Raw genomic sequence first — 12,362 nt, forward strand, 5'->3', positions numbered from 1 at the left:
GTCAAGCCCGCGATGCTTTCAAAGGCTCAACACCCCACTGTACAAGCCATAAGCCGCCAACCCCGCGCCCACCAGTACGGCGGCAAAGATCAGCTTCTCCCAGGTGGTGAACAGTGCCTGCCCCTGCTCATGCTTGGCCCGGGCAAACAGGATCACCCCCGGCGCATACAGCAGCGCCGACAGCAGCAGGTACTTCAGTCCACCCGCATACAGCAGCCAGATCGCGTAGATCAACGCGATGCCCGCAATCACCAGGTCCTTGCGCCGCGCGCCCGGGTGCCCTGCGTACGACTCGCCGCGCACCGCCAGCAACACCGCGTAAGCCGCCGACCACAGGTACGGCACGAGGATCATCGACGAGGCCAGGTAGATCAGACTGGTGTAGGTCCCGGCGGAAAACAGGGTGATCAGCAAGAACAGCTGAATCATCACATTGGTCAGCCACAGCGCATTGGCCGGTACGTGATTGGCATTTTCCTTGGCCAGAAAGCGCGGCATGGTCTGGTCGCGGGCCGTGGCGAACAGAATCTCGGCGCACAGCAAGGCCCACGAGAGCAACGCCCCCAGCAGCGACACTGCCAGGCCGATGCTGATCAGCAACGCGCCCCAGGGCCCAACGATATGTTCAAGCACCGAAGCCAGCGACGGGTTCTGCAGCGCCGCCAGTTCCGGCTGGGTCATGACCCCCAGCGACAGTACGTTGACCAGCACCAGCAGGGCCAGCACGCCAATAAAACCGATCACCGTGGCCTTGCCCACATCCGAGCGTTTCGCCGCCCGACCCGAGTAAACGCTGGCGCCCTCGATGCCGATGAACACGAACACCGTCACCAGCATCATGTTACGCACCTGGTCGAGCACCCCGCCAAACTTCGGGTTACTCAAGCCCCAGATGTCACGGGTAAAAATGTCGGCACGAAAGGCCACGGCAGCAATGACGATGAACATCACCAGCGGCACGATCTTCGCCACGGTGGTCACCTGGTTGATGAATGCGGCCTCCTTGATCCCGCGCAGCACCAGAAAATGCACCGCCCACAGCAGCAACGAGGCGCAAGCGATGGCAATCGGCGTGTTGCCCTCGCCAAACACCGGGAAGTAGAAGCCCAGGGTGCTGAACAGCAGCACGAAGTAGCCGACGTTGCCCAGCCAGGCGCTGATCCAGTAACCCCAGGCTGAAGAAAACCCCATGTACTCGCCAAAGCCGGCCTTGGCATAGGCATACACGCCGGAATCTAGCTCCGGCTTGCGGTTGGCCAGGGTCTGGAACACAAAGGCCAGGGCCAACATGCCCACCGCCGTGATGCCCCAACCGATCAGCACGGCGCCGACGTCGGCACGCGCGGCCATGTTCTGCGGCAGCGAAAAGATCCCGCCGCCAATCATCGAGCCGACCACCAAGGCGATCAACGCACCCAGGCGCAGTTTCTGTCCAGGTTCGGACATAGAGATCCCCTTTCTGTCTCGTGTTTGTAACGCCGAAGGTACACCCTGAGTTAAATATAAGCTCAGAGTAAGCGTCTATATATATTAAACCACTAAGCGCTCCCTGCTCATAACTAGCGCGTCTATGCCTGACGAACTAAATGGTGAGTTTTGTGCACAATTTCCGCTTCTTCAAGCTAATAAGATAATTTCTCAGGAAAAATTTGCGATTCGCCCAAAACGGACTAGCTTCAATTCTCGCAGCCCCGCAAGAGCGATTGCTCTAAAACGCCATGGAGGTGCCAGTGGACAAGGCTTGCAGCACTGTGCTCGGCATACTCCAGGAGGCTGTTTCAGTCACTGATTTGCAATGGAATGTCCTCATGAACTGACCTGAATCAGCTAATGACTTCGCCGCTGGATTTATTCTAGCGTCATCTCTTCTCCTGGTACGGAGTTAATCAATGTCAGACGCTCCCGGAAAACTACGACTTGGTGCACTGGTTGCACTTGTGGTCGGCTCGATGATCGGCGGCGGGATCTTTTCGCTGCCGCAAAACATGGCCGCAAGTGCCGATGTAGGCGCTGTTCTGATCGGCTGGGGCATCACCGCCATCGGCATGCTGACCCTGGCTTTCGTGTTCCAGACCCTGGCCAATCGCAAGCCTGACCTGGACGGCGGGGTATACGCCTACGCCAAGGCCGGTTTCGGCGATTACATGGGCTTTTCTTCAGCCTGGGGCTACTGGATCAGTGCCTGGCTCGGCAACGTCGGCTACTTCGTGTTGCTGTTCAGCACCCTCGGCTACTTCTTCCCGATTTTTGGCGAGGGCAACACCCCGGCGGCGGTCATCGGCGCCTCGGTGCTGCTCTGGGCCGTGCACTTTTTGGTACTGCGCGGCATCAAGGAAGCGGCATTCATCAACCTGGTCACCACCGTGGCCAAAGTCGTGCCGCTGGCACTGTTCGTACTGATCGCCCTGTTCGCCTTCAAGCTGGACATCTTCACCGCTGACATCTGGGGCTCGATGAACCCGGACCTGGGCAGCGTGATGAACCAGGTGCGCAACATGATGCTGGTCACCGTCTGGGTGTTCATCGGTATCGAGGGCGCGAGCATCTTCTCGGCCCGGGCAGAAAAACGCTCGGACGTGGGTAAGGCCACGGTGATCGGTTTCATCACCGTGCTGCTGTTCCTGGTGCTGGTCAACGTGCTGTCGCTGGGCATCATGACCCAACCGGAACTGGCCAAGCTGCAGAACCCATCGATGGCCGCCGTGCTTGAGCACGTGGTTGGTCACTGGGGCGCGGTGCTGATCAGCGTCGGCCTGATCATCTCGCTGCTCGGTGCCCTGCTGTCCTGGGTACTGCTGTGCGCCGAGATCATGTTTGCCGCCGCCAAAGACCACACCATGCCGGAGTTCCTGCGCCGCGAGAACGCCAACCACGTACCGGCCAACGCCCTGTGGCTGACCAACGCCATGGTGCAGATCTTCCTGGTCATCACTCTGTTTTCGGCCAGTACCTACCTGTCACTGATCTACCTCGCCACCTCGATGATCCTGGTGCCTTACCTGTGGTCGGCGGCCTATGCCTTTCTGCTCGCCCTGCGCAGCGAAACCTACGAACAGGCCCTGGCCGAACGTAAGAAGGACCTGGTCATCGGCGCCATCGCCCTGATCTACGCGATCTGGCTGCTGTATGCCGGTGGCGTCAAATACCTGCTGCTCTCGGCCCTACTGTATGCCCCTGGCGTGATCCTGTTCGCCAAGGCCAAGCGCGAGGTCGGCCAACCGATTTTTACCAACGTGGAGAAGCTGATCTTCGCCGCCGTAGTCATCGGCGCCCTGGTGGCTGCCTATGGCCTGTACGACGGCTTCCTGACTCTGTAACCACCCGTTTTCGCAACTTGGAGGAAATGAACCATGTCCACGGATAAAGTTAAGTACGGCGTACATTCCGAAGCCGGCAAACTGCGCAAAGTGATGGTCTGCTCCCCTGGCCTGGCGCACCAGCGCCTGACCCCGAGCAACTGCGATGAACTGCTGTTCGATGACGTCATCTGGGTCAATCAGGCCAAGCGCGACCACTTCGACTTCGTCACCAAGATGCGTGAGCGTGGCATCGAAGTGCTGGAAATGCACAACCTGCTGACCGAGACCATCCAGAACCCCGAAGCGCTGAAATGGATCCTCGACCGCAAGATCACCCCAGACACCGTCGGTGTCGGCCTGACCAACGAAGTGCGCAGCTGGCTCGAAGGCCTGGAGCCACGCAAACTGGCCGAGTTCCTGATCGGCGGCGTCGCCGGTGAAGACCTGCCCGACAGCGAAGGCGCCAGCGTCATCAAGATGTACCGCGACTACCTGGGCCACTCAAGCTTCCTGCTCGACCCACTGCCCAACACCCAGTTCACCCGCGACACCACCTGCTGGATCTACGGCGGCGTAACCCTCAACCCGATGTACTGGCCAGCGCGACGCCAGGAAACCCTGCTGACCACCGCCATCTACAAGTTCCACCCCGAGTTCACCGGTGCCGACTTTGAAGTCTGGTACGGCGACCCGGACCATGACCACGGCAAGGCCACCCTCGAAGGCGGCGACGTCATGCCGATCGGCAATGGCGTGGTACTGATCGGCATGGGCGAGCGCACCTCGCGTCAGGCCATCGGTCAACTGGCGCAATCGCTGTTTGCCAAAGGCGCGGTCGAGAAGGTCGTGGTGGCCGGCTTGCCGAAATCCCGCGCAGCGATGCACCTGGATACCGTATTCAGCTTCTGCGACCGCGACCTGGTCACGGTCTTCCCGGAAGTGGTCAAGGAAATCGTCCCGTTCGTCATCCGTCCGGACAGCAGCAAGCCATACGGCATGGACGTGCGCCGCGAGAACAAGTCGTTCCTCGATGTGGTCGCCGAATCGCTCAACCTGAAAAAACTGCGCGTGGTCGAGACCGGCGGCAACAGCTTCGCCGCCGAACGCGAGCAATGGGATGACGGCAACAACGTGGTGGCGGTAGAGCCTGGCGTGGTCATCGGCTACGACCGCAACACCTACACCAACACCCTGCTGCGCAAGGCGGGCATCGAAGTCATCACCATCAGCGCCGGCGAACTGGGCCGTGGCCGCGGCGGCGGTCACTGCATGACCTGCCCGATCGTGCGCGACCCTATCGACTACTAAACGACCATCAACCGCCTGCACCCAGAGGTGCAGGCGGGCCGATCACCGCTTTCCGTTCCCAAGAACAGGAGAATCATCATGGCGTTCAACATCCACAACCGTAACCTGCTGAGCCTGGAACACCACACCCCTCGCGAGTTGCGCTACCTGCTGGACCTGTCCCGCGACCTGAAACGTGCCAAGTACACCGGCACCGAGCAACAACACCTCAAAGGCAACAACATTGCGCTGATTTTCGAGAAGACCTCGACCCGCACCCGTTGCGCCTTCGAAGTGGCTGCCTACGACCAGGGCGCCAACGTCACTTACATCGACCCGAACTCCTCGCAGATCGGCCACAAGGAGAGTATGAAGGACACCGCCCGCGTGCTCGGGCGCATGTATGACGCCATCGAGTACCGTGGCTTCAAACAGGAAATCGTCGAAGAACTGGCCAAGTTCGCCGGCGTGCCGGTGTTCAACGGCCTGACCGACGAATATCACCCGACCCAGATGATCGCCGACGTGCTGACCATGCGTGAGCACGCCGACAAACCGATCCACGACATCAGCTACGCCTACCTGGGCGACGCCCGTAACAACATGGGCAACTCGCTGCTGCTGGTCGGTTCCAAGCTCGGCATGGACGTACGCATCTGCGCGCCGAAAGCCCTGTGGCCGCACGACGACCTGGTCGCCCGCTGCAAGAAATACGCAGAAGAAAGCGGCGCGCGCATCACCCTGACCGAAGACCCGAAAGCCGCGGTCAAGGGCGTCGACTTCATCCACACCGACGTCTGGGTATCGATGGGCGAGCCGGTTGAAGCCTGGGGCGAACGCATCCAGCAACTGCTGCCGTACCAGGTCAACGCCGAGCTGATGAAAGCCACCGGCAACCCGCGGACCAAGTTCATGCACTGCCTGCCAGCGTTCCACAACTCCGACACCAAGGTCGGCAAACAGATCGCCGAGCAGTACCCGAACCTGGCCAACGGTATCGAAGTGACCGACGACGTGTTCGAGTCGCCAGCCTGCATCGCCTTCGAGCAAGCGGAAAACCGCATGCACACCATCAAGGCGATCCTGGTGTCGACCCTGGCTGACCTGTAATCCAGCTGCCAACTACTGTGGGAGCGGGCTTGCCCCGCGATAACGTCACCGCGGTGCAGCAGATGCACCGCCATCGCGGGGCAAGCCCGCTCCTACAGGGTGGCATCTCCCTTTCCTAGAAGGACATCATCATGCGTATCGTTGTTGCATTGGGCGGCAACGCCCTGCTGCGCCGTGGCGAACCCATGACTGCAGACAATCAGCGCGCCAATATCCGCATCGCCGCCGAGCAGATCGCCAAGATCCATCCGGGTAACGAGCTGGTCATCGCCCACGGCAATGGCCCGCAAGTTGGCCTGCTGTCATTGCAGGCGCAATCCTACAAGCCTGACGAAGCCTACCCACTGGACGTGCTCGGGGCGGAAACCGAGGGCATGATCGGCTACATCATCGAACAGGAGCTGGGCAACCTGCTGGACTTCGAAGTGCCGTTCGCCACCCTCCTGACCCAGGTCGAGGTGGACGCCAACGACCCGGCCTTCAAGGACCCGACCAAGTTCATCGGCCCGGTCTACAGCAAGGAAGACGCCGAGCGCCTGGCCAAGGAGAAAGGCTGGGTGGTCAAGGCCGACGGCGATAAATACCGCCGTGTGGTAGCCAGCCCGAAACCCAAGCGCATCTTCGAGATTCGCCCGATCAAATGGCTGCTGGAAAAGAGCAGCATCGTCATCTGCGCCGGCGGTGGCGGCATTCCGACCATGTATGACGCCGACCACAAGCTCAAGGGCATCGAGGCGGTGATCGACAAGGACCTGTGCTCGGCGCTGCTGGCCGAACAGCTGGAATCCGACCTGCTGGTGATCGCCACCGACGTCAACGCCGCGTTCATCGACTACGGCAAGCCGACCCAAAAAGCCATTGCCCAGGCGCACCCGGACGAGCTCGAACGCCTCGGCTTTGCCGCAGGCTCCATGGGCCCGAAGGTCCAGGCTGCTTGCGACTTTGCGCGTAACACCGGCAAAGTGGCGGTTATCGGTTCGCTGGCCGACATCGAGGATATCGTCAAGGGTACGGCCGGTACCCGGGTGAGCACCTCGAAGCCTGGAATCAGCTACCGTTGAATGCAGTGGGCGGGCTTGCGGGCCCGCCATTTTCAACCTTCCGGAGGATCGCACCATGGCCCAGTTTCAACCTGGTCACGTCCATATCGAGCGCACCGCGCTGAACAAGAATGATCACAGCTATGACCTGAACATCAATTACGAAGTGGCGCAGGACCCCAGGGAAGGCCGAGGCATTCAGTTCCGCATGCATGGCAGCATCGAAGGCAAGCCGGTGGACGAAAACTTCTTCCTGGCCAAGGATCAGGTCCTCCCCAGCTTCCTCAGCCTCGCCACTCGCAAGGCCCAGAGCTACCTGCCAGCGCCGAAGAAATTCGAGAGCCTGGGGTCGACTCACAAGATCTATGACCTGATGTTCGATGATATTCGGACTCAGCTGGATGTGAAGTCTGGCGACTCGGTCAAGCCAGAACATCTGGAATAGCCTTCGGGCCTCATCGCGGGGCAAGCCCGCTCCCACCCAGGTAGGAGCGGGCTTGCCCCGCGATTGCGCTGAACAGCATACTGGCCGCCTTCGGCAGCCTTGAACCCCTCCCCCCATGCGCATCCACGTCAGTTTCATCGACCGCGTCGGTATCACCCAGGAAGTACTGGCCCTGCTTGGCGCCCGCAACCTCAACCTGGACGCCGTGGAGATGGTGCCGCCGAACGTCTATATCGACGCCCCGACCCTCAGCCCCCACGTGCTCGAAGAGCTGCACGATGCGCTGTTCAACGTGCACGGCGTGCAGTCCGTCCAAGTGGTCGACATCCTCCCCGGCCAACGCCGCCACCTGCAACTCGATGCCCTGCTCGCGGCGATGAGCGACCCGGTACTGGCCCTGGACAGCGCCGGCCATGTGCTGCTGGCCAACCCGGCACTGGTGGCGCTGTGTGGGCAGGAGCCGTCCGACCGTTCGGTGGCCGACCTGTTTGGCGACCCGGGGTTGCTCGAGGCCCTGATCGAACAAGGCTTTCACCTGCCGCTGCGCGAAGTGACCCTCAACGGCCAGACCCTGCTGCTCGATGCCACGCCGATCACCAACGCCGGTGCCCTGCTGACCCTGTACCAGCCCAACCGCATCGGCGAACGGCTGTCGGCACTGCACCACGATCACGCCGAAGGCTTCGATGCGCTGCTGGGTGACTCACCCCCCATCCGCACCCTCAAGGCCCGCGCCCTGCGTGTGGCGGCCCTGGATGCGCCGTTGCTGATCCACGGTGAAACCGGGACCGGCAAAGAACTGGTGGCGCGCGCCTGTCACGCCATCAGCAGCCGTCACAGCGCGCCCTTTCTGGCGCTCAACTGCGCGGCGTTGCCAGAGAACCTGGCCGAAAGCGAGCTGTTCGGTTACGCCCCCGGCGCCTTCACCGGCGCCCAACGCGGCGGCAAACCGGGGCTGATGGAGCTGGCCAACCAGGGCACGGTGTTCCTCGACGAGATTGGCGAGATGTCGCCGTACCTGCAGGCCAAGCTCCTGCGTTTTCTCAACGACGGCAGCTTTCGCCGGGTTGGTGGCGACCGTGAGGTGAAGGTCAATGTGCGGATCCTCAGCGCCACCCACCGCGACCTGGAAAAGATGGTCGCCGAAGGCACCTTTCGCGAAGACCTGTTCTACCGCCTGAACGTGCTCAATCTGCAGGTGCCGCCGCTGCGCGAGCGTGGCCAGGACATCCTTCTGTTAGCACGCTATTTCATGCAGCAAGCCTGCACCCAGATCCAGCGCCCACTGTGCCGCCTGGCCCCGGCCACTTATCCGGCGCTGCTGGGCAACCGCTGGCCGGGCAACGTGCGTCAGCTGCAGAACGTGATCTTCCGCGCCGCCGCCATCAGCGAAAGCAGCCTGGTGGACATCGGCGACCTGGACATCGCCGGCACCTCGGTGGGCCGCGGGCATGACGCTGAAGTCGATAGCCTGGAACAGGCCGTGGAAGACTTCGAACGCAACCTGCTGACCAAGCTCTACAGCAGCTACCCCTCGACCCGGCAGCTGGCCAGCCGCCTGCAAACCTCGCACACCGCGATTGCCCATCGTCTGCGCAAATACGGCATCCCGGCTAAGCCCTGAGCAGCCGTACTGAAATCGCTACAGCGTATCGATATCAATACAACACAGTTTCAGGGCCATGGTGCAAGGTTCTGATCCACTTGCGCTTTTTTTGCCAGCTTCTGCTGTAGTGATTTCGCTACAGCTGTAGACCTCCCGCTACTCGAAAAATTTATAACGTATTGTTTTATAACGATATTTTATAGATGGCCGCATTATTGCTATGGCATTACACATCCCTGGGCTCACTTGAGCCATGCCCACAGCCGTCCCCTGCGGCCCTTGAGGAGTTTCCATGAGCGAGTTGCGATTCACCGAAGATCACGAATGGCTGCGTACCGAAGCTGACGGCAGCGTCACCGTCGGGATTACCGCCTTCGCCCAAAACGCCCTGGGCGATGTGGTCTACGTGCAACTGCCGGAGCTGCAACGCTACGAGCAAGGCGCCGAAGCGTCGACCGTCGAGTCGGTGAAGGCCGCCAGCGGTGTGTACATGCCCCTGACCGGCGAGGTGGTTGCAGTCAACGACCAGCTCGAAGACAACCCCGAACGGGTCAACGAAGACCCGCTGGGCGAAGGCTGGTTCTTCCGTTTCATCCCCGCCGATGCCAGCGCCGTCGCGCAACTGCTCGACCAGGACGCCTACGACCGCCTGATCAAAGCCAACGCTGACGTCTGAGGAGCCACCATGACCATCAACCTCGGCACTGCCAACGAATTCATCGCTCGTCACATCGGCCCGCGCCAACGCGACGAACAGCACATGCTCGCCACCCTCGGCTTCGACTCGCTGGAAGCCATGAGCGCCGCTGTCATCCCCGACAGCATCAAGGGCACCAGCGTCCTTGAACTGGGCGCAGGGCAAAGCGAAGCCGAGGCCCTGGCCTCGCTCAAGGCCATCGCCAGCAACAACCAACTGTTCAAGAGTTTCATCGGCCAGGGTTACTACAACTGCCACACCCCGGCGCCGATCCTGCGCAACCTGCTGGAAAACCCGGCCTGGTACACTGCCTACACCCCGTACCAGCCAGAGATTTCCCAGGGCCGCCTGGAAGCGCTGCTGAATTTCCAGACCCTGATCAGCGACCTCACCGGCCTGCCGATCGCCAACGCATCCTTGCTCGACGAAGCCACCGCTGCCGCCGAAGCCATGACCTTCTGCAAACGCCTGAGCAAGAACAAGGCCAGCCATGCCTTCTTCGCGTCCGTGCATTGCCACCCGCAAACCCTCGACGTGCTGCGCACCCGTGCCGAGCCGCTGGGTATCGAGGTTGTCGTCGGCGACGAGCGTGAACTGAGCGATGTCAGCGCCTTCTTCGGCGCCCTGCTGCAATACCCGGCCAGCGGCGGTGAAGTCTTCGATTACCGTGAGCTGGTCGAGCGCTTCCACGCGGCCAATGCCCTGGTGGCCGTGGCCGCCGACCTGCTGGCCCTGACCCTGCTGACCCCGCCGGGCGAATTCGGCGCCGACGTGGCCATCGGCAGCGCCCAGCGCTTTGGTGTACCGCTGGGCTTCGGTGGTCCGCACGCGGCCTACTTCTCGACCCGCGACGCGTTCAAGCGCGACATGCCCGGCCGCCTGGTCGGTGTGTCGATCGACCGTTTCGGCAAGACCGCCCTGCGCCTGGCCATGCAGACCCGCGAACAACACATTCGCCGCGAGAAAGCCACCAGCAACATCTGCACCGCCCAAGTACTGCTGGCCAACATCGCCAGCATGTACGCCGTGTACCACGGCCCGCAGGGCCTGAAGCAGATTGCCGAGCGCACCCATGCGCTGACCGCGATCCTCAAGGCTGGCCTGCAGCAACTGGGTGTGCAGGTCGAAGTGGAACACTTCTTCGACACCCTGACCCTAGCCACCGGCAGCGCCACCACCGCCCTGCACGACCAGGCCCGCACCCAGCGCCTGAACCTGCGCCAGGTCGATGCCCAGCGCCTGGGCCTGTCGCTGGATGAAACCAGCAGCCAGGCCGACGTCGAAGCCCTGTGGCTGCTGTTCGCCGATGGCAAGGCCACCCCTGACTTCGCCACCCTCGCGGCCGGCGTTCAAGCGCAATTGCCTCGCGCGCTGCTGCGCCAGTCGGCGATCCTCGAACACCCGGTGTTCAACCGCTACCACAGCGAAACCGAGCTGATGCGCTACCTGCGCCGCCTGGCCGACAAAGACCTGGCGCTGGACCGCACCATGATTCCACTGGGCTCGTGCACCATGAAACTCAACGCCGCCAGCGAAATGATCCCGGTGACCTGGGCCGAGTTCGGCAACCTGCACCCGTTCGCACCGGCCGAGCAGAGCCAGGGTTACCAGCAACTGACCCACGAGCTGGAAGCCATGCTCTGCGCCGCCACCGGCTACGATGCCGTGTCGCTGCAGCCCAACGCCGGTTCCCAGGGCGAGTACGCCGGCCTGCTGGCCATCCGTGCCTACCACCAGAGCCGTGGCGAAGCGCGCCGCGACATCTGCCTGATCCCGTCCTCGGCCCATGGCACCAACCCCGCCACCGCGCACATGGCCGGCATGCGCGTGGTGGTCACTGCCTGTGACGCCCGTGGCAACGTCGACATCGACGACCTGCGCGCCAAGGCCCTCGAGCACCGCGAACACCTCGCCGCGCTGATGATCACCTACCCCTCGACCCACGGCGTGTTCGAAGAAGCCATCGGCGAGATCTGCGCGATCATCCACGACAACGGCGGCCAGGTGTACATCGACGGCGCCAACATGAACGCCATGGTTGGCCTCTGCGCCCCGGGCAAGTTCGGTGGCGACGTTTCGCACCTGAACCTGCACAAGACCTTCTGCATCCCTCACGGCGGTGGCGGCCCGGGCGTCGGCCCGATTGGCGTCAAATCGCACCTGGCGCCATTCCTGCCTGGCCATGCACACATGGACAACAAGCAGGGCGCGGTCTGCGCAGCACCGTTCGGCAGCGCCAGCATCCTGCCGATCACCTGGATGTACATCCGCATGATGGGTGGCGCCGGGCTCAAGCGCGCTTCGCAGATGGCCATCCTCAACGCCAACTACATCGCCCGCCGCCTGGAAGAGCACTATCCTGTGTTGTACACCGGTAGCAATGGCTTGGTGGCGCACGAGTGCATCCTCGATCTGCGTCCGATCAAGGACAGCAGCGGCATCAGCGTCGATGACGTGGCCAAGCGCCTGATCGACTTCGGCTTCCATGCCCCGACCATGTCGTTCCCGGTGGCCGGCACGCTGATGATCGAACCGACCGAAAGCGAGTCCAAAGAAGAACTGGACCGCTTCTGCGAGGCGATGATCCGCATCCGCGAAGAGATTCGCGCGGTGGAAAGCGCAAGCCTGGACAAGGACGACAACCCGCTCAAGAACGCCCCGCACACCGCCGCCGAAATCGCCGGTGAATGGAGCCACCCGTACAGCCGTGAGCAGGCGGTGTATCCGCTGGCATCGCTGGTGGAAGGCAAGTACTGGCCACCGGTCGGCCGGGTCGACAACGTGTTCGGCGACCGCAACCTGGTCTGCGCCTGCCCGTCGATCGAGAGCTATCAGGACGTCTGATGGCCTCATCGCGGGTCAAGTCGAGTCGTCGCAC

The 12,362-nt window shown here is 62.2% G+C and carries 9 protein-coding genes; 8 read left to right on the top strand and 1 reads right to left on the bottom strand.

What is annotated here, in order from left to right:
• Positions 1-18: 18 nt before the first annotated feature.
• Positions 19-1,446: an arginine-ornithine antiporter gene (gene arcD, locus F8N82_RS19730; RefSeq protein WP_038996900.1), complete on the bottom strand. Its 1,428-nt coding sequence runs from the start codon at positions 1,444-1,446 to the stop codon at positions 19-21.
• Positions 1,447-1,889: 443 nt separating this feature from the next.
• Here arcD (F8N82_RS19730) and arcD (F8N82_RS19735) point away from each other — a divergent pair, with 443 nt between their 5' ends.
• From arcD (F8N82_RS19735) to gcvP, 8 genes are all read left to right on the top strand, one after another.
• A complete protein-coding gene (gene arcD, locus F8N82_RS19735; protein ID WP_038996901.1) occupies positions 1,890-3,317 on the top strand; it encodes an arginine-ornithine antiporter in 1,428 nt (475 codons plus the stop codon).
• 33 nt (positions 3,318-3,350) lie between these two features.
• Positions 3,351-4,607: an arginine deiminase gene (arcA, locus tag F8N82_RS19740; RefSeq protein ID WP_038996902.1), complete on the top strand. Its 1,257-nt coding sequence runs from the start codon at positions 3,351-3,353 to the stop codon at positions 4,605-4,607.
• Between the two features lie 78 nt (positions 4,608-4,685).
• Positions 4,686-5,696 (top strand): ornithine carbamoyltransferase, encoded by a 1,011-nt coding sequence (locus F8N82_RS19745; protein WP_038996903.1) that lies wholly within the window; start codon positions 4,686-4,688, stop codon positions 5,694-5,696.
• Positions 5,697-5,827: 131 nt separating this feature from the next.
• Positions 5,828-6,757: a carbamate kinase gene (gene arcC, locus F8N82_RS19750; protein WP_038996904.1), complete on the top strand. Its 930-nt coding sequence runs from the start codon at positions 5,828-5,830 to the stop codon at positions 6,755-6,757.
• Positions 6,758-6,812: 55 nt separating this feature from the next.
• On the top strand, positions 6,813-7,181 hold the full coding sequence (locus tag F8N82_RS19755; RefSeq protein WP_038996905.1) for a DUF5064 family protein: 369 nt from the start codon (positions 6,813-6,815) through the stop codon (positions 7,179-7,181).
• A gap of 115 nt (positions 7,182-7,296) precedes the next feature.
• Positions 7,297-8,805 (top strand): sigma-54-dependent transcriptional regulator, encoded by a 1,509-nt coding sequence (locus tag F8N82_RS19760; RefSeq protein ID WP_038996907.1) that lies wholly within the window; start codon positions 7,297-7,299, stop codon positions 8,803-8,805.
• A 274-nt stretch (positions 8,806-9,079) separates the two neighbouring features.
• Positions 9,080-9,463: a glycine cleavage system protein GcvH gene (gene gcvH, locus F8N82_RS19765; protein ID WP_038996908.1), complete on the top strand. Its 384-nt coding sequence runs from the start codon at positions 9,080-9,082 to the stop codon at positions 9,461-9,463.
• A 9-nt stretch (positions 9,464-9,472) separates the two neighbouring features.
• On the top strand, positions 9,473-12,328 hold the full coding sequence (gene gcvP / locus F8N82_RS19770) for an aminomethyl-transferring glycine dehydrogenase (protein WP_038996909.1): 2,856 nt from the start codon (positions 9,473-9,475) through the stop codon (positions 12,326-12,328).
• Positions 12,329-12,362 lie beyond the last annotated feature (34 nt).

Origin of the sequence: Pseudomonas fluorescens, assembly GCF_902497775.2 — a bacterium.
GTDB classification, from domain to species: Bacteria; Pseudomonadota; Gammaproteobacteria; order Pseudomonadales; family Pseudomonadaceae; genus Aquipseudomonas; species Aquipseudomonas putida_F.